Origin of the sequence: Neorhizobium sp. T7_12 (assembly GCF_002968535.1) — a bacterium.
GTDB lineage: Bacteria > Pseudomonadota > Alphaproteobacteria > Rhizobiales > Rhizobiaceae > Neorhizobium > Neorhizobium tomejilense.
On record NZ_PVBK01000032.1, the window covers coordinates 1 to 16,993 of the forward strand.

At 62.7% G+C, this 16,993-nt stretch carries 16 protein-coding genes and 1 tRNA gene; 12 read left to right on the forward strand and 5 right to left on the reverse strand.

Annotation, left to right across the window (positions count from 1 at the left end):
• Nucleotides 1-40: 40 nt before the first annotated feature.
• Nucleotides 41-117 (forward strand) — tRNA-Met (locus C5J26_RS31365).
• Between the two features lie 202 nt (nucleotides 118-319).
• On the opposite strand, the gene C5J26_RS31370 is transcribed toward C5J26_RS31365, so the two are convergent.
• On the reverse strand, nucleotides 320-1,783 hold the full coding sequence (locus tag C5J26_RS31370) for a sulfatase (protein ID WP_172746214.1): 1,464 nt from the start codon (nucleotides 1,781-1,783) through the stop codon (nucleotides 320-322).
• A 17-nt stretch (nucleotides 1,784-1,800) separates the two neighbouring features.
• Nucleotides 1,801-2,709: a dihydrodipicolinate synthase family protein gene (locus C5J26_RS31375; RefSeq protein WP_105405362.1), complete on the reverse strand. Its 909-nt coding sequence runs from the start codon at nucleotides 2,707-2,709 to the stop codon at nucleotides 1,801-1,803.
• Nucleotides 2,710-2,896: 187 nt separating this feature from the next.
• Between C5J26_RS31375 and C5J26_RS31380 the strand changes: the two genes are divergently transcribed.
• The 7 genes from C5J26_RS31380 (at nucleotide 2,897) to C5J26_RS31410 (ending at nucleotide 10,060) form a co-directional block, all read left to right on the forward strand.
• On the forward strand, nucleotides 2,897-3,619 hold the full coding sequence (locus tag C5J26_RS31380) for a FadR/GntR family transcriptional regulator (protein WP_040125455.1): 723 nt from the start codon (nucleotides 2,897-2,899) through the stop codon (nucleotides 3,617-3,619).
• A gap of 31 nt (nucleotides 3,620-3,650) precedes the next feature.
• The gene (locus C5J26_RS31385) at nucleotides 3,651-5,237 is read left to right on the forward strand and encodes an ABC transporter substrate-binding protein (RefSeq protein ID WP_371681970.1); all 1,587 of its coding nucleotides are present in this window, start codon (nucleotides 3,651-3,653) and stop codon (nucleotides 5,235-5,237) included.
• A 73-nt stretch (nucleotides 5,238-5,310) separates the two neighbouring features.
• Nucleotides 5,311-6,270 carry an ABC transporter permease gene (locus C5J26_RS31390; protein ID WP_105405333.1) on the forward strand — a complete coding sequence of 320 codons (960 nt, stop codon included), beginning with the start codon at nucleotides 5,311-5,313 and terminating at the stop codon, nucleotides 6,268-6,270.
• Nucleotides 6,236-7,147 (forward strand): ABC transporter permease, encoded by a 912-nt coding sequence (locus C5J26_RS31395; RefSeq protein WP_206051245.1) that lies wholly within the window; start codon nucleotides 6,236-6,238, stop codon nucleotides 7,145-7,147. The genes C5J26_RS31390 and C5J26_RS31395 overlap by 35 nt, the downstream gene beginning before the upstream one ends.
• Before the next feature lie 10 nt (nucleotides 7,148-7,157).
• Nucleotides 7,158-8,075, forward strand: a complete 918-nt coding sequence (locus C5J26_RS31400; RefSeq protein ID WP_105405335.1) for a dihydrodipicolinate synthase family protein — start codon at nucleotides 7,158-7,160, stop codon at nucleotides 8,073-8,075.
• A gap of 2 nt (nucleotides 8,076-8,077) precedes the next feature.
• Entirely contained in the window at nucleotides 8,078-9,088 is a 1,011-nt protein-coding gene (locus C5J26_RS31405) for an ABC transporter ATP-binding protein (protein WP_105405336.1), read from the forward strand.
• A 3-nt stretch (nucleotides 9,089-9,091) separates the two neighbouring features.
• Nucleotides 9,092-10,060 (forward strand): ABC transporter ATP-binding protein, encoded by a 969-nt coding sequence (locus C5J26_RS31410; protein ID WP_105405337.1) that lies wholly within the window; start codon nucleotides 9,092-9,094, stop codon nucleotides 10,058-10,060.
• 60 nt (nucleotides 10,061-10,120) lie between these two features.
• Here the strand turns inward: C5J26_RS31410 and C5J26_RS31415 are convergent, their stop codons facing one another.
• Both C5J26_RS31415 and C5J26_RS31420 read right to left on the reverse strand, forming a co-directional pair.
• The gene (locus C5J26_RS31415; protein WP_105405338.1) at nucleotides 10,121-10,753 is read right to left on the reverse strand and encodes a PQQ-binding-like beta-propeller repeat protein; all 633 of its coding nucleotides are present in this window, start codon (nucleotides 10,751-10,753) and stop codon (nucleotides 10,121-10,123) included.
• A gap of 9 nt (nucleotides 10,754-10,762) precedes the next feature.
• A complete protein-coding gene (locus C5J26_RS31420; RefSeq protein WP_105405339.1) occupies nucleotides 10,763-11,983 on the reverse strand; it encodes a helix-turn-helix domain-containing protein in 1,221 nt (406 codons plus the stop codon).
• 96 nt (nucleotides 11,984-12,079) lie between these two features.
• On the opposite strand from C5J26_RS31420, the gene C5J26_RS31425 reads away from it, so the two are divergent.
• From C5J26_RS31425 to C5J26_RS31440, 4 genes are all read left to right on the forward strand, one after another.
• The gene (locus C5J26_RS31425; protein WP_105405340.1) at nucleotides 12,080-12,778 is read left to right on the forward strand and encodes a thioredoxin family protein; all 699 of its coding nucleotides are present in this window, start codon (nucleotides 12,080-12,082) and stop codon (nucleotides 12,776-12,778) included.
• A gap of 162 nt (nucleotides 12,779-12,940) precedes the next feature.
• The gene (locus tag C5J26_RS31430) at nucleotides 12,941-14,164 is read left to right on the forward strand and encodes an MFS transporter (protein ID WP_105405341.1); all 1,224 of its coding nucleotides are present in this window, start codon (nucleotides 12,941-12,943) and stop codon (nucleotides 14,162-14,164) included.
• Between the two features lie 156 nt (nucleotides 14,165-14,320).
• On the forward strand, nucleotides 14,321-14,863 hold the full coding sequence (locus C5J26_RS31435; RefSeq protein ID WP_105405342.1) for a sigma-70 family RNA polymerase sigma factor: 543 nt from the start codon (nucleotides 14,321-14,323) through the stop codon (nucleotides 14,861-14,863).
• The gene (locus C5J26_RS31440; RefSeq protein WP_105405343.1) at nucleotides 14,860-15,576 is read left to right on the forward strand and encodes an anti-sigma factor domain-containing protein; all 717 of its coding nucleotides are present in this window, start codon (nucleotides 14,860-14,862) and stop codon (nucleotides 15,574-15,576) included. Before C5J26_RS31435 ends, C5J26_RS31440 begins: the two co-directional genes overlap by 4 nt.
• 15 nt (nucleotides 15,577-15,591) lie before the next feature.
• Here C5J26_RS31440 and C5J26_RS31445 read toward each other — a convergent pair whose 3' ends face one another.
• A complete protein-coding gene (locus C5J26_RS31445) occupies nucleotides 15,592-16,980 on the reverse strand; it encodes a M20 family metallopeptidase (RefSeq protein WP_105405344.1) in 1,389 nt (462 codons plus the stop codon).
• Nucleotides 16,981-16,993 lie beyond the last annotated feature (13 nt).

Consider the following 16,993-nt stretch of genomic DNA (forward strand, 5'->3'; position numbering starts at 1 on the left):
ATTTACGCACGGTCTTTTGCCGCAGGCAAAAACCTTATAACGCGGGGTGGAGCAGCCCGGTAGCTCGTCAGGCTCATAACCTGAAGGCCGCAGGTTCAAATCCTGCCCCCGCAACCAAATTCCAAAATCTGAGCCCATAGATAACAAAGCCCCCTCGTGGGGCCTTTTGCGTTCTAAGCCCGGCGCGCCAGTTCGCATGGCAAATGCCCGCACGGCAAATTCAATTATCTATGTCGTGATGCAAGCGCGTTCCTCAAACCCGCGACCAACTGCGATACGGCAACCGGAGGAGAACCGGCGCGGGATTGTATGCTGATGCCTACTTGATCCTGTTCTGTAGCCGCTGGGCAGCGTTCGGCGTGGACGATGTTGCGCGGGGTGGGGCTGCCGCGGCTTCCGCCTGTAGGAACGTGGCGATTTCGGCAAGCAGCATGAGTTCGGTCGCGGCGTGGGCTGGATCCCCCGATAGATTGACGGTCTCCTGCGGGTCGGTCTGAAGGTCGAACAACTCCCGCTCGCTCGATCCTCCGCTGGTATAGAGCGTCAGCTTGAAGCGCTGGTCCCGCGCCATGGTCGCCCGCATCGGCGGATCCCAGAAACTGCCGCTGTCGTTGACACCGGAGTTGCGGTAGGCGCAGATCGCGCTGCTGCGCCGCGCCGCATTCCGTGATGCCATGACCACCAGATCCTCGCTTTCCGGGCAGGATTGCGTATCGAGGCCCGCTGCTGCGAGGCACGTGGCTGCCACGTCGCGGCCTTGCGCAAGCGCGGTAGATCGGGTGCCGGCGTTGACGTGGCCCGGCCAACGCAACAATAGCGGCACTCCGACGGTAGGTTCGTAGAGTGCTACTCCCTTGACGAAAAGCCCGTGATCGCCAAGCTGGTCGCCATGGTCGGATATGAATACGACCAGCGTGTCGTCGGCCATCTCGGCTTCGTCCAGTGCCGCCAGAACGCGACCGACCTGTACATCGAGAAAGGCTATGGAAGCGGCATAACCGAGACGGATCCTGCGGATCTCCTCCGAAGAGAAGTCTGAGAAACGTCCGAGATAGGAACCCTGCTGCTCCTGGCGGACACACCCGGGCTGTATCGTGCGCGAAACGACCGGCTCCGGGATCTTCGCCGCATCTATGCAATTTCTGAAGGTGAGGGGGTAATCTTCATAGGGGTCGTGAGGGTCGAACAGGCTCATCAGGCAAAAGAAGGGCTGCCCCTCTGCTTTCATCGACTGGATGAAGGCAATGGTCCGGTCAGCCGCCCATTTGCTCATGTGTTGCGCTTCGGGATGATGAAGTTCCTTTCGGCCGTTGCGCTGAAGGGCGTCGAGGAAATCCGGCGCCGTCTCGCGAAGCCAGGCCGCGTAGCCGTTGAAGGGGCTTCCGATCGAAACCGATGGCTCGAGACACCATTCGTAGATGTCGAAGCCGTCATGCGGATGCCGTTGCCGTTCTTCCTGAATACGGCTGCTGACATGCAGCTTGCCGAAAAGTGCGGTCCGATAGCCGGCCTCCCGCCGCAACCGTTCGGTGAACAGCACTTCGTCCGGCGGCAGGTTGTCATGCACCCGCTGGACCGCATGATCCGGCACGGGCTTGCCGGTGAAGATGCTGGCCCGGGAAGGCGTGCAGATCGGATTGTCGACTGTGCAGTGCTCGAATACCGCTCCGGCTCGGCCCAGCCGGTCGAGGTGCGGTGTCGGAATCCAGTCGCAGCCATAGATGCCGAGCGTGTCGCGACGCTGCTGGTCCGTCATGATCATCAGGATGTTGGGTCGTGTCACGATGCCACCTCGACGTTTCAGAGCATGATCTCGGGAAGGGCGATCCTGGCCTTCTCACGCAGTGCGGAAACGACCGACGGATCGATCCAGCGATAAGGCCGACGCAGCCGGGTGCCGATCTCCGCCCATCCTCCGATCGCAGCCAGGAGCTTGTCCAACGCCGCGTTGGAATATCCGTGCACCCTGGCAAAGGGCGCTATGTGGTCATCCAGGAAGGTGCGCAGCCGCTGCTCGATATCAAGCGACCGGTCGATATCGTCGGCCATCGACGCGGTCCATCGTTGTGCTCCGGACGGGCTGAGGCAGGCAACGTTGGAGAAGGCCCCGACCGCAACGTCCTGCTTGACGCCTGTCGCAAGATGATGCCCCGGGACATAAATTCCCCACGCATCGAGATGCTTGCGGGCCTGATCGTACCAAGATGCATCGCCATCCCCAAGCTTGATACCCACGACTTGCGGTACGCCTGAAAGGATTGCCGCCAGTTCCTCCGGGGCAAAGACGCGCTTGGCATGCGGCGGCTGGTAAAGCACCAGCGGCACCGGGCCGGCAGCGCCAGCGGCCATCTGCAGGAATTCGGCCGCCTCCGCGGCCGTCACAGGCCACCAGTCGGGAAGGATCACCTGGATTGCCTCCGGCTTGAGCGCCGCCGCCCGGCGTACCCGATCCAGGGATATGCGGGGATCGGGCTGACATGCACCGATGACGAATGGCATCGCTGCAGCACTGCAGCGGTCTGCCAACACTTGTTGAATCCGGTCGAACTCCGCTTCCGTCTGGTTGTGGAATTCGCCGGCGGTGCCGTTCGAGTAGATGCCGTCCACCTTGGCGGCAATCAGCTGGTCGATCGCACTGGCCAGACGCGGGAGATCGATTGAATCGTCTTCATTGATCGGTAGCAATAGCGTCGCCCAATTCCCGCGAATGCGGCCCCAGCGGTCATTCCGCCGCTCAAACTTCCTGGTTCCCACACTCCGCCTCCCCTTTTGCAGCAGCCGAATCCATCCCAGCCGGACCCGTTCAATCGCTATCTAGAATTTATCGACTTGCTAGATATCCTACAAGTCGATATACCTCAATCATGTTGATTATCGAAATGTGCATGGAGCAGTGTTGGCCAAGCCCATAAAACCTCTGGAGCGCCCGCCGCTTCTGCATGTCAGCGTGCAGGAAAGCTTGCGCAGCTATATCGAGGACAATGACCTGACGGCCGGCGCGGCTCTGCCGCCGGAGACTTTCCTGGCGCACCAATTGGGCGTGGGGCGCAATTCGGTTCGCGAAGCGATCAAGGCGCTGGAATCCGTCGGCATCCTCGAAACGCGGCGCGGCATTGGCGTTTTCGTCAAGGAATTCTCGTTCGCGCCGCTTCTGGACAATCTCGCCTATGGGCTGCAGGCGTCGCTGCGTGATGTGGAGGAATTGCTGGAGATCCGTCGCGTACTGGAGACGGGCCTCATCGACAAGACCATCGAGATGATCAGCGACGATGATGTGGCCGAGCTTCGACGGCTTACTGATCGCATGCGCCAGCGCGCTGAGCGCGGCGAAAGCTTCGCCGAGGAGGACCAGCAATTTCATCAGCTTCTGTTCCGTTGCCAGAACAACAAGATGCTGAGCGCACTGATCGATATCTTCTGGTCTGCCTTCTACAAGGCTTCGGGCTTCGCAAATCTCGCAAGTCCCACGCCCCTGGCGACCTGGCAGGATCACCACGAGATTGCAGAGGCCGTGGCGGCGAGAGATGTCGAAGCGGGCCGCAAGCGCCTGAGCGCACACTATTCCGGCATCCGGAAAGTCATCGCGATCAACCGGCCCGAGGAGGTCGATCCGGTTTAGCGATAGTCGAAATATAAAAGAGGAGGAGAGCATGCATCGACGGAATTTCGGTCGCCTTCTGGCGGCGGGAGCTTTGCTTTTTGCCACGACTGCCGCAATGGTGCCCGCGACGGCCCAGGCGCAAACGGGCAAGACCATTGTCGGCGGGTTCGACGTGGGTCCAGGCGGTTTCCAAGGCAATTTCAACCCGCTGACTGCAACAGCCGGCTTCACCTGGCTCAATACCTATTTCGAGCCGCTGGTCATCTACACATCCGATCTATCGAAGCTTACCGGCGCGCTGGCTTCCGAATTCGCCCTCGGCCAGGACAACCTGACATACACGTTCAAGCTCGCCCAGACGAACTGGCATGACGGCACGCCTTTTACCTCGGCCGACGTCAAGTTCACCCTCGAGCTCGCAAAGAACGCCGAGAGCGGCAGCATTTTTGCTGCGCGGCTTGCCGATATCGCATCGGTCGAGACGCCGGATGCGCGCACGGCAGTCGTCAAGCTCAGCAAGCCGAACTCGGCATTCCTCTCCGTTCTGTCGCAGCTGATGATGCTGCCGCAGCATGCGCTGTCGTCCGTGAACGTCAAGGAGGTCGCCAAGAGCGCGTGGTGGTCCACCAAGCCAGTCGGAACCGGTCCTTTCAAGTTCGTGAAGCATGTCAGCGATCAGTATGTCGAACTGGCTGCCTATGATGGCTATCGGGGCGGAAAGCCGAAGGCGGATCGCTTGATCAACCGCTATTTCGCCAATCCGGCGGCGGCCGTCGCGGCCCTCAGGGCGGGAGAGATCCAGTTCACCTTTGCCGAACCCGACGACGCCAAGACCTTCAAGGGCAATGGCGGTTTCCGGGTCATCGAGGGTGATTCCTATGTGGTGAACTATATCGGCTTCAACCACCGCGCCGGAATCTGGAGCGACCTTCGCGTTCGTCAGGCAGTCATGCACGCCATCGACCGAAACGCCATCGTCTCGAGCCTCTTCGGGGGTGCAGCCAAACTCGCCAACTGCGGCTATGTCGCGCCGCAGCTTCTTGCGAAGGATATGGCCGATTATGCCTACAATCCGCAAAAGGCAAAGGACCTGCTGGCGGCGGCGGGCTGGGAGAAGATCAACGGCAGCAAGCCGATCCCGTGGCTGACCTACTACAATACGCCGCAGGTCGCCAACGTCATGGCGGCTATGCAGGCCATGCTGGCGCAGGTCGGCGTCAACGTGGTTCCGCGCGCGCTCGACGTTCCGAGCTACAACGGCATCGTGCGAAGCGAAAAGTGGCAGGACTTCCCATTGATCTACGCGGGGCTGCAGAACGGCCCCAATCCGGGATCGCTCAATGTCGGGCTGAATGCCGCACAGACACCTCCGTCCGGCAACAACATCATGCGCGTCGAAATGCCTCCGCTGACCGATGCGTTGAATGCGGCGATGGGGGAAACCGATCCGGCCAAGGCCGACGGCAGGTGGCAGAAGGTCTGCAAGGAAATGAATGCTGCGCTTCCCTGGGGGCCGATGTGGGTTGCGAGCCGCTATGGGGTCGTGTCCAGCAAGCTCAAGGACTTCTTCTGGACACCTGCTCCAGGCGGCGGCCCGTTCGTCTCCTACCCGGAAAAATGGGATCTCGCTCCGTGATGTGCCCGTAAGCCGAGATGCGGTCTGGCGGGCAAGCCCGACCGCATCTCCTGCGGACCCTGTTGGTGAAAACATGCTGCAATACATCCTTCGCCGTACGGCTGTCGGCCTGCTGATGCTGCTGGCCCTGACGGTTCTCATCTTCACGTTGCTGCGGCTGACGCCCGGCGATCCGATCGATGCCTACATCAATCCGTCTGTCCCGATTTCCGCGTCCGATCTCGAGATGCTGCGCACCCGGCTCGGTCTCGAGCGGCCGCTGCCTGTGCAATATTTCGCCTGGCTCGGCGCGGCCCTGACGGGGGATTTCGGCTATTCCATCCAGTATAACGGCGAAGCGGTGCTGCCGCTTGTCTTGAGCCGCATCGGCCCGACGATCCTGCTGATGTTCAGTGGGCTTGTCATCTCAGTGGTCGTCGGCATCACGACCGGCATCTTTGCGGCCGTCCGCCGCAACAAGCTGGCCGATCTTTCACTTTCGACGGTGGCGTTCGTGGGAATTTCAAGTCCGGCTTTCCTGACCGCCCTTCTCGGGCTCTACGTATTCGCGGTCAATCTGCGCTGGGTGCCGGCTGGCGGCATGTCGACGCCGGGTGCGCCTTTCTCCGTCGGCGATTTGCTGGCGCACCTCATCCTGCCCGCCGCCCTGCTTTCGATCGGCCATGGCGCATTGATCATGCGCTACATGCGCTCCTCCCTGCTCGAAGTTCTGTCGCAGGACTATGTGCGCACGGCGCGCGCCAAGGGCGTCCGGGAGTTCTGGGTCATCGTCAAACATGCGGTCCGCAACGCCTTGCTGCCGGTGATCACCCTGATCGGCTCCACGATCGGCATGGCCATCGGGGGGGCGATCTTCATCGAGAGCGTGTTCGACTGGCCGGGCATGGGCTTGCTGATGGTCAACGCCGTCGTCAGGCGGGACTACCCGGTCATCATGTGCGCTACGCTACTGACCGGCGCCTGCGTCATCCTGGTCAACCTGCTCACCGACATCGCCTATGCCGCTGTCGATCCGCGCATCAAGGTGGCATAAGATGGCGAGCGTGACACATGCCGGCTCCGCCGGTCCCATCCGACGCGCACTTTCCCGCTTTTTCGAGAACGGCGCGGCCGTGGTCGGTTTGGCTATCCTGATCCCGATCCTGGTCCTGACGCTCACTTACGATCTCTGGTGGCTCTACAAGCCCAACGACATCGACCTGCTGGCGATGAACCAGGGGCCGTCGGCGGCCCATTGGCTCGGCAGCGACGGTGTAGGGCGCGATATCATGGCGCGGCTGCTGCAGGGCGGGCGGATTTCGCTTCTGGTGGCGACGGTATCGATGGCGATCTCCACGTTCCTCGGCTTCTTCCTCGGGGCCATCGCCGGCTTTGCCGGACGCTTCGTGGATGGTGCCACGATGCGGTTCGTCGATCTCGCGATGACCTTGCCGCCGGTCATTTTCCTCCTGGTTCTCGCCTCGATCGTCGGCAGCGGCATAATGCCGACCATCTTCGTGATTTCGCTGCTGTCGTGGCCGGTTCTCGCCCGCATGGTACGGGCCCGGCTGCTGGAACTGTGCGAACGCGACTTCGTCGTGGCGTCCCGGGGCATGGGCGCCGGCCTCTGGCACCTGCTGATCCGGCATGGTCTGCCCAATACGATCGATATTCTCGTGGTCTACGCCACCCTGCAGGTGGCAAGCGGGATCCTGCTGGAGGCCGGTCTCTCCTTCCTGGGTCTCGGGGTCACGCCCCCGGAAGCGAGCTGGGGCAATATGCTCAATGCTGCCCGCGCCACGCATGTGCTCGAAAATTACCCCTGGCAATGGATGTTTCCGGGCGGAGCGCTCGTCTTGACCGTTCTCGCCATCAACTTCGTGGGCGATGGGCTTCGCGATGCCTTCGATCCACGCTCCGAACTCAAGTGAAAGGTTGAACATGCCTCTCTTCACCGGCGTCATTCCGCCCGTCGTCACTCCGCTCACCACGACTTTCGGGGTGGATTATCCTTCCTTCACGCGCGTCATAGACCATCTGCTCGATGGTGGCGTGCATGGCCTGTTCGTTCTCGGCTCGACCAGCGAAGTCGTGTTCCATGACGAAGCCACGCGCCGCAGCATCATCGAACATGCGGTCGAACAGGTGCGCGGCCGCGTGCCCGTCCTGGTCGGGGTGATCGACCCCACAACCGAGCGGGTGATCGCTCATGCAAAGGTGGCGCAGTCGGCGGGCGCCGACGCGGTTGTCGTCACGGCGCCATTCTATGCCCGGACAAACCAGGCCGAGACCATCGATCACTTCCGCTATATCCGGGAGGCGGTCGATATGCCGGTCATCGCCTATGATATCCCCGTCTGCGTCCACACCAAGCTCGAACGCCGGACCACCGTGACGCTTGCCCGCGAAGGCACGATCGTTGGCGTCAAGGATTCGAGCGGCGATGACGGCAATCTTCGTTATGTCATGGCAGACACGGCCGATCTGCCGGATTTCTTCGTCATGACGGGATCCGAGATCGTCGCCGACAGCGTCGTGAACATGGGCGCGCACGGCATCGTGCCGGGCCTCGGGAATGTCGACCCGCACGGTTATGTCCGCCTGTGGAACCTCTGCCAGGCGGGTGATTTTGCAGGTGCGCGGCTGGAGCAGGAGCGCCTGTGCCGGCTTTTCGAGATGGTCTGGGTGAGCCTGGCGCGGACCAGTGCGGGTTCGGCCGGGGTGGGGGCCTTCAAGACCGCCATGCGCAGGCTTGGGGTCATCGACACCAATGTCATGGCCCGCCCGCAACGATCCCTGAACGACGAAGAGGCGGCCGTCATCGACGGCATCCTGCGGCAAACCGGCCTTCTGGATTGACGATGAGTGCACAGCCGATCCTCGAAATTTCCGGGCTCAAGACGGTGTTCCGCATCGGCGATCGGGAGATCGTCGCCGTGCGGGACCTCAGCCTTGCCGTGGCGACGGGAGAAACTGTGGCGCTGGTTGGCGAATCCGGCTCGGGAAAGTCGGTGACCAGCTTGTCGATCATGGGTCTTCTGCCGCGCGGCGTGGGCCGTATCGCTGCGGGTACGCTCCGGTTGAAGCGCAAGACGGGCGAAGTCGTCGAACTGCAGACTATTGGCGGCGACACCCTGCGCCGGGTGCGTGGCAATGATATCGGCATCGTCTTTCAGGAGCCGCTGACCAGTCTCAATCCGGTTTTTACGATCGGCGAACAGATTGCCGAACCGATCCGTATCCATATGGGCAAATCCCATCGGGAGGCCTTGTCGGACGCCATCCAGCGGCTGGAGGATGTCGGCATTCCCGATCCGCGCCGACGTGCCCGGCAATATCCGCACGAACTCTCCGGCGGCATGCGGCAACGAGCGACCATTGCGATGGCGCTTGCCTGCAATCCGACGCTGCTGATTGCCGACGAGCCCACGACGGCCCTCGATGTGACCATCCAGGCGCAGATCCTCGACCTGCTCGGGCGGCTGCAGAAGGAACGCGGCATGGGCATGTTGTTCGTCACCCACAATCTCGGGGTCGTTGCCGAGATCGCCGACCGCGTGGCCGTCATGTATGCCGGTTCGCTCGTCGAGACCGGCAGCGTGGCGCGGGTCTTCTCCCATCCGCGTCATCCCTACACCAAGGGGCTGATGCGTTCGGTGCCGCAGCTTGGAACCGCGACGCTTCTCAGGGAGGCGGGCACCCCGCTGCCGACCATCGCAGGATCGGTTCCGAGCCTCATGGACCTGCCGTCAGGCTGTCCTTTCGCTCCCCGCTGTCCCTACCGCATAGAGGCCTGTTCAGAAGCCTACCCGGCGCTGGCAGACGCCGGCGAGGGCCAGTTCAGCCGCTGCATTCGTTGGCAGGAGATCTGACCGATGTCACAGGAATTTCTCCTCGAAGTGAACCGGCTGGGCAAGGATTTTGCCCCGGTGGCATTTGCCCGCGGACCGGTCGTCCGCGCCGTCCAGGATGTCTCCTTCAACATAAAACGCGGCGAAGTCGTCGGCCTGGTTGGAGAATCCGGCAGCGGCAAGACCACCATCGGCCGCATGGTCGCGCAACTGATCGAACCCACTTCCGGCAGTATCCGTTTCGAAGGCTCGGAAACGACGAGCCTGACGCGCCGCGAACTCCGCAGCCTGCATGCGCGGGTCCAGTATATTTTCCAGGATCCCTTCGCCAGCCTCTCGCCGCGGATGACGATCGGCGAAATCCTCGCGGAAGGACTGGATATCCAGCGGATCGGCAGCAGATCGGAGCGGGCCGCAAAAGCGGCCCAGGCCCTCGCCTCGGTAGATCTGCCGCCGGATGCGATTTCCCGCTACCCGCACGAGTTTTCCGGTGGGCAGCGCCAGCGCATCGGCATCGCCCGGGCGCTGACGCTTGCGCCTGAGCTGATCGTCGCCGATGAACCGGTGTCGGCGCTCGACGTGTCGATCCAGGCGCAGATCGTCAATCTGCTGCGCGATCTGCAGATGCGGCTCGGCCTGACCATGCTGTTCATCGCGCATGATCTCGCGGTGGTCGAATATGTCGCGGATACGGTAATCGTGCTCTATCTCGGGCGGATCATGGAAATGGCGCCGAGCCGGGAGCTCTATGCCAGCCCACAGCATCCATACACGCGCGCCCTGCTTTCGGCCGTTCCGTCGCCCGACCCCTCGCGGCACGCGAACCGGCAGATCCTCAAAGGTGACATTCCAAGCCCCGCCAATCCCCCGAGCGGCTGCGTCTTTCGTACCCGTTGCCCGGTTGCGATCGAAGCCTGCGCGGGTGTCGTGCCGCCACTCAGGGAAGGGGCGAAAGGACACTTCAAGGCCTGCATCCGGGACGATTTGGGTTGATCCGGCAGAACGACGTTGCTGCCTGCGATGAAAAGCATGCTTTCGAACTGGCCGTAAGCCCTATCCGGGCCGCCGTACCGCGCGCACCTTGCCGCTGCTGCCGCCGCCGCAGAAAAATTGACCGGCACCGTCGGATTCCAGGCCCGATACCCCCAGTCCCAGCGGCATTTCGAGCGTTTCCAGCGTGTTTCCCGTTTGCGGATCGACGCGCCTCACTTCGCCCTCGTCGCCTTCCCAGACGCCGTGCCAGAGCTCGCCGTCGACCCAGGTGACGCCGGTGACGACGCGATTGGACTCGATGGTACGAAGGATCTTGCCCGTATCGGGATCGACCTGATGGATCTTTCGACCACGATATTCACCGACCCAGAGCGTTCCTTCGGCCCAGGCGAGCCCGGAATCGCCGCCATTCCCGGGTGCCGGGATCGTGGCGAGCACGCGGCCCGTCTTCGGGTCGATCTTCTGGATACGATCCTCGGCAATCTGAAACAGGTGCTGGCCGTCGAAGGCAGTCCCCGCATGCGCGGCGACATCGATCGAGCGCACGGTCTCACCGCTCGCCGGGTCGAGGGCGTTCAGCTTGTCCCCTGAGGCAAACCAGACGTGCCGGCCATCGAAGGTGACGCCATGCACGTCATTTATCCCAGGGAAGGCCCCGTATTCTCGGATTATTTCGGCTTGAGATTTTTTCATGCGCTCATCCTAGTCGTTGGGGAGCGGACTTGGGAGTAACAAGATTGTCGGGAACCCGGGCACGGAGGGAGCCATCCACCGGCGCGCCCGCCCCTGGCCGAACCATTGCACCTTGCCGGCTGCCAAAAGCTGGTCCAGTGCCCGTTGCACGGTGCGGGAACTGGCGCCAAGCGCGATCGCCAGCGCCGAACTCGACCAGGCCTCGCCGTCCGCAAGAAAGGCGAGCACCGCCGCATGCTGCTCGTCCACAGGCGGCGCCAGTACGACGACTGCTCCATCTCCAAGCGACGACAGCGCAAAACCTCTCTTCGTCGCCGTGACATTCGCCAGCGTCTGAAGCTCAAGGCGCAGCCGGCCAATTTCCACCCGCAGCCGGGCGCGATGCGATTCATCCGCGTGCCTGGCTCGAAAGGCGCGGTAGAGCAGCGTGGTTCTCGGCACGTCGCCCGGCCAGGCCTCACCCAGGGCGCGGGCAAGCGCGAACAATATCGGCCGCGACGAGAGCGATACCTGTGTGTCGCCGATCCGCACGACGTTGCGGCATGCATCCACCACCAGCGCGCCCGAGGCGAGGACCGTTTCGACTTCCTCCAGCAGGATCGGACGTTCGATCCCCCGCGCCACCAGCCGCGCCGCAGGCGTTTCCAGGACAAGCGCCGCGCTTTCGACCTCTGCGGTCAGCGGGGGAATGTCGGCTTCCCGTGCCGCCTGTCCTGCGCGCGCGAGCGCGGCGCGGGCCACCTTTATCCGCAGCCGCCGGAGCGCGACGCCTGCAACGACCAGTTCATACGCAGCTCTCGATGCGGGCGGAAGCGGAGGTGGGTCGAAGGCGGCGAGCCTGTGCTCGGCCTCATCGAGACGGCCGATCAGCAGCAGGCGCCGGATCTCCAGAGTGAACGCATGTGCGGCGTTTACCCTGTCACCATGCGCTTCGAGTGCTGCCCGTGCGGCGTCGAGGGCCTTTACCGGCCAGGCAAGATCGCGGGAGACGAGCGCGATCTCCGCCTCGGCGACGACACATCTTGCGCGCGCCATGGTCTCCTTGGGGCCGAACGCACGAGTGGCACGCTTGAGCAGGGCCTTTGCGCGGACGAGATCGCCGAGCTGCGCCATGGCGATGCCTCGGAGGGCGAGCGCAGCCGCGTCGTCGCGCAGGGCCACCCGTTTCAATGCGCCAAGGGGATCACCCGAGGCGAGCGCACGCGCCGCGGCGGTGATCAGCGAGTCCATCGGAATCCCGTCACACTTGTCACTCTCACCATTCGATATCCGGCCCTAGTCTATCCCTCGACCATCAAGCTGCATTCCAACAAACAGGAGGTTGATATGCAAAATCAAGTCGTTTCGCCGGAAGAATGGTTGAAGGCTCGCGTTGATCTGCTCGCTGCGGAGAAGGAATTCACACGCCAACGGGATGCGCTGACGCGCCGCCGGATGGCGATGCCCTGGGAAAGGGTCGAAAAACCCTATCGGTTCGAGGGACCGGATGGCGAGCTTTCGCTGGCGGATCTTTTCGACGGCCGCTCGCAACTGATCGTCTATCATTTCATGTTCGGCCCCGATTGGGAGGAGGCGTGCAAGTCATGTTCGTTCTGGGCCGACAATTTCAACGGCATCCCGATCCATCTCAACCACCGCGACGTGACCTTCGTCGCCATTTCGCGGGCTCCGCTTGCCAAGCTCGACGCCTACAAGAAACGCATGGGCTGGAATTTCCCGTGGTTCTCCTCGAACGGCAGCGATTTCAATTTCGACTATCAGGCTTCGGTGAGGCCGGAAGATCTCCCCAAGGGCGTGGCCTATTACAACTATGAGGTCCAACCGAGCAACGCTTCCGAAGAAGTGGGCATCAGCGTCTTCTACCGGGATGAGAGCGGCGAGGTGTTCCACACCTATTCCTGTTACTCGCGCGGCGTCGACATGCTCAACGGCGCCTACCATTTTCTGGATCTCGTGCCGAAGGGCCGCGATGAGGACGACCTCGATTACCCGATGGCCTGGGTGCGCCGGCACGATCAGTACTGAGGCAGGCCTCGGAAGAACAGGCAGGCTTCGATCGGAACCAGAACCGGCCATCGCGGACCTGTCCGGACAATAGAACTTTCTGACACACCGGAATTTCCGGGCAGCGCGGTCAACATCGTTGACGCGATGGCTGGCTGCCGGGTGCCACAAACGGAGACGAACATGACCAATATTCAATATCGATGGGTAATCGTGGCGGCCGGCGGCCTGCTTGGCTGCCTCGCCATCGGAGCGATGTTTTCCCTGCCCGTTTTCCTCCTGCCCATCTCGCGCGACACCGGATGGTCGGTCACCGGCGTCTCGAGCGCTATGACCATAGGATTTGTCGCGATGGCATTCGCCAGCATCGCATGGGGCAGCCTGTTCGATCGGTGGGGGCCGCGTCCCATCGTTTTTGCCGGCTCGGTCCTGCTTGCCGCCAGTCTCGCATCGGCAAGCCTGACGACATCGCTGGTGGCCTTCCAGCTCATCTTCGGACTTGCCGTCGGCACGGCGATCGCCGCAATCTTCGCGCCGATGATGGCCTGCGTCACCGGCTGGTTCGACACGCATCGAAGCCTCGCGGTCTCGCTGGTTTCGGCCGGCATGGGCATGGCGCCGATGACCATGTCGCCCTTCGCGGCGTGGCTCGTGTCGATCTACGACTGGAGAACGTCGCTCCAGATCATCGCCATACTGGTGGCCGTCGTGATGATCCCGGTTTCTTTCCTCGTCAGGCGCGCCCCGGCTCCGAAAGAAAGCGATGCCGCTGCCCCCGCCGACGGCGAACTTCAGTCGTCCATGTCGACGGCGCAGGTGTTGAGATCGCCCCAGTTCATCATCCTGCTGCTTACCAATTTCTTCTGCTGCGCCACCCATTCGGGCCCGATCTTCCACACCGTGAGCTATGCGGTGACCTGCGGCATTCCGATGATAGCGGCCGTTTCGATCTATAGTATCGAAGGACTGGCGGGCATGGGCGGGCGTGTCGTCTTCGGCATTCTTGGAGACCGGTTCGGCGCCAAGCAGGTTCTCGTTCTCGGCCTGCTGGTCCAGGCTTTCGGGGCGCTGGCCTATGTTTTCGCGCAGGGTCTCGGATCGTTTTATACGGTCGCCGCGCTGTTCGGCTTCATCTATGCCGGTGTCATGCCGCTCTACGCGGTGATCGCCCGCGAGAACTTCCCGATGCGGATGATGGGCACGGTGATCGGCGGAACGGCAATGGCCGGCGGTCTGGGCATGGCGACCGGCCCCCTGGCCGGAGGACTGATCTACGACACGCTCGCCAGCTACACCTGGCTCTATGTCGGCTCCTGGGGGATCGGCATCGGCGCCTTCCTGATCGCCTTGACCTTCAAGCCTTTTCCGAAGGGTCGACAGGCGGTGCCTGCCCTCGACGTCGCCTGATGCCCCGGCGAGCAGCAGTGATCCCGACGAGGCAAAGGCAGGGCGGGATATCGGCTGCGAGGAGATGGAAGACCCTGCCGCGGGTTTTGCGACGAAGGCGCCTTGTTTTTTGAGATCTGCGTTCTCTATAGATGGGGACGGCGAGGTTTTTTCCGAATGCAAAGCAATGAGATCGCGGCTCTGGTCAATCGCGTGGCGATGGGTGATCGCAAAGCGTTCGCGTCGTTGTATAATGCGACGAGCTCGAAACTATTTTCGATCTGCCTGCGTATCTTGAAAGACAGGGCCGACGCGGAAGAAGCGCTCCAGGAAATCTATGTCAGGGTCTGGCAGCGCTCCAGGACTTTTGCCGTGGATACCGGTTCGCCCCTTGCCTGGTTGGCGGCGATCGCGCGCAACCACGCGATCGACATCCTCCGAGCCCGGAAGCCTGTCACAGAGGACCTTGACGACGCCTACGACCTTGCCGACGACGGCACGCTCGATCCCGAACAGCAGGTGGCCAATGCGGATGAAGGCCGTCGCATCGACAGGTGCATGGAGGAGCTCGACTCGGTGCATGCGCGTGCGGTTCGACGTGCCTATGTGGAAGGTTTGAGTTATCTTGAACTGGCGGAAGAATTGAAGGTACCGTTGAATACGGTGCGCACGTGGCTGCGCCGGAGCCTTCTCAAATTGAGAGAGTGCATGGAGCGATGACGTCGGGCGAACAAAGTCAGGGCAGGCGGCCGCAGGACGAGATCCTGGCCGGCGAGTATGTGCTCGGCGTCCTGTCGCTCGAGGCCCGCCGCGCCGTGGAGCAGCGGATCGCCAATGACCGCGCTTTTGCCCGGATCGTCGAACGGTGGCAGGCAGACCTCGCCTCATTCAACGAAGACTACGAGGACGTGGCGCCGAGCCAGGCGATTTTCGGCCGGATCGAAACGCGGCTCTTCGGCCCCGCCCGGGTTGCTCCGTCCTCATGGGGTCTGTGGAATTCCGCGCTGTTCTGGCGACGGCTCTCATTTGCCACGACGGCGGTTGCGGTGGCTGCCGTCGTCTATGCATCGGGCGTGATCCCACGTCCGCAGGGATATGCGCCGCTGGTGGCGGAATTGTCCTCGACCGATAGCCAGATCAACCTGCTTGCCTCCTACGATGCTGGAAACGGGCGTTTGCGGATCGTACCGGTCGCGGCCGGCGGACGCGAAGAGAAGTCGCTGGAGCTCTGGCTGGTGCCCGGAAGCGGCAAAACGCTGTCTCTCGGCGTCTTCGAGCCGGATCAGACAGGAGAGTTCGTGATACCTGCCGATCTGCGTCGCAACCTGACCGAGGGCGCGACGCTTGCCGTCAGCCTCGAGCCGCTCGGCGGCTCGCCGACAGGCGTAGCGACCGGTCCTGTCATAGCGAGCGGCGCCGTGCGCAGGCCCTGACGCCGAAGCTGAAGATCACGCCGCAGTCTCGCCGATATCCCAATAGAGCCCGGCCATCATCGCCAGCCCTTCGCGGACGATCGAGATCGGCAGGTGTTCGTTCGGCGCGTGCTGCAGGCAGCCCGGATAGGAATGCGGGATCCAGATGGTCGGGAGGCCGAGCAGATCCGAGAAAATGTTATTCGGCAGCGAGCCGCCGAGATTGGGCAGGATCGCCGGCGGGGCGCCGACGGTTTTTTCAATCGAAGCGGCAACGCGTCTGACCCATGGATGATCTGGATCGAGACGGCTGGCGGGGAAAATCGCGTCCGTCGGATCCTTGACCACGACGCGGTCGTAACCTGCATCCTTCAGCGCCTTGCGGACGGCCGGGACGACCGCATCCGGATCGACGCCGACCGGGAAACGAAGCTGCATTCGGGCGCGGGCTTTCGGCGGGATGGCGTAGAGCGGCTGGGCGAGGTTGCCGCATTCCATCTCCATCACCTCGAAGGAACTCCAGGCAAACACCTTCTCCTCCGGCGTGAGGCCGGGCTCGCCCCACCAGGGCTCGATCGGCGGATCGCCGGCGGCGGGCGTGATGTGGCAATGCTTCAGTGCTGCACGGACGTTTTCCGGGATCGAACCCGGCGTCATCTCGGGCACCTTGATCTGGCCGGTGCGGCCGACCAGGGCGGTGATCGCGTGGCAGAGTTCGATGCCGGGGTTGGAAAGGATGCCGCCCCAGTTGCCGGAATGCTGAAAACTTTCGCGGGCATCGATCTCCAGATGGAAGGACATGCCGCCGCGGGCGCCGAGGAAGATGGTCGGGCGGTCGAGCGCGAGGCGTGGGCCGTCCGAGGCGATGAAGACGTCCGCCTTCAGCTCGTCCCGGTGCGCCGCGCACATTTCCTCCAGCCCCAGCGATCCGGACTCTTCGCCCATCTCGATCAGGTATTTGAGGTTGAAGCCGAGCGAGCCCTTCGTCGCGAGCAGCGCCTCGACGGCGGCGAGGTTCACCGCATGCTGGCCCTTGTTGTCCGCGGTGCCGCGGCCATACCAGGCGCCGTTCCTCTCGGTCATCTCGAAGGGCGAGAGTCCTGTCTCCCACTGGCCGTCGAGACCTGCGACGACATCGCCGTGGCCGTATTGCAGGACGGTGGTGAAGTTCAGGTCTTCGATGCGTTCGGCAAGCAGAAACGGGCCAGGTGCCGTATCGTTCTCGTAGATTTTGGTGGTGAAGCCGAGCCGCTCGAAAAAGGGCTGCATGTCCTCGGTGACATAACGCCAGAGATCCGGCTTGTTGGCCACGACGCGGCTCGCGGACGAGATTGCCACGCGCCGGCGCAAGGTTTCTTCGAGGGAACCGTCATCGAGATAGCCGACGGCGTTGTCTATCGTTGCTTGGCGGGAGACGGTCGTCATGGGGTATCCTTGA

Bases quoted from the DNA above. Each gene is read 5' to 3' on its own strand.
- C5J26_RS31385 (WP_371681970.1), top strand. From the start codon at position 3,651: ATGCATCGACGGAATTTCGGTCGCCTTCTGGCGGCGGGAGCTTTGCTT.
- C5J26_RS31390 (WP_105405333.1), top strand. From the start codon at position 5,311: ATGCTGCAATACATCCTTCGCCGTACGGCTGTCGGCCTGCTGATGCTG.
- C5J26_RS31395 (WP_206051245.1), top strand. From the start codon at position 6,236: ATGCCGCTGTCGATCCGCGCATCAAGGTGGCATAAGATGGCGAGCGTG.
- C5J26_RS31400 (WP_105405335.1), top strand. From the start codon at position 7,158: ATGCCTCTCTTCACCGGCGTCATTCCGCCCGTCGTCACTCCGCTCACC.
- C5J26_RS31405 (WP_105405336.1), top strand. From the start codon at position 8,078: ATGAGTGCACAGCCGATCCTCGAAATTTCCGGGCTCAAGACGGTGTTC.
- C5J26_RS31410 (WP_105405337.1), top strand. From the start codon at position 9,092: ATGTCACAGGAATTTCTCCTCGAAGTGAACCGGCTGGGCAAGGATTTT.
- C5J26_RS31415 (WP_105405338.1), bottom strand. From the start codon at position 10,753: ATGAAAAAATCTCAAGCCGAAATAATCCGAGAATACGGGGCCTTCCCT.
- C5J26_RS31420 (WP_105405339.1), bottom strand. From the start codon at position 11,983: ATGGACTCGCTGATCACCGCCGCGGCGCGTGCGCTCGCCTCGGGTGAT.
- C5J26_RS31425 (WP_105405340.1), top strand. From the start codon at position 12,080: ATGCAAAATCAAGTCGTTTCGCCGGAAGAATGGTTGAAGGCTCGCGTT.
- C5J26_RS31430 (WP_105405341.1), top strand. From the start codon at position 12,941: ATGACCAATATTCAATATCGATGGGTAATCGTGGCGGCCGGCGGCCTG.
- C5J26_RS31435 (WP_105405342.1), top strand. From the start codon at position 14,321: ATGCAAAGCAATGAGATCGCGGCTCTGGTCAATCGCGTGGCGATGGGT.
- C5J26_RS31440 (WP_105405343.1), top strand. From the start codon at position 14,860: ATGACGTCGGGCGAACAAAGTCAGGGCAGGCGGCCGCAGGACGAGATC.
- C5J26_RS31445 (WP_105405344.1), bottom strand. From the start codon at position 16,980: ATGACGACCGTCTCCCGCCAAGCAACGATAGACAACGCCGTCGGCTAT.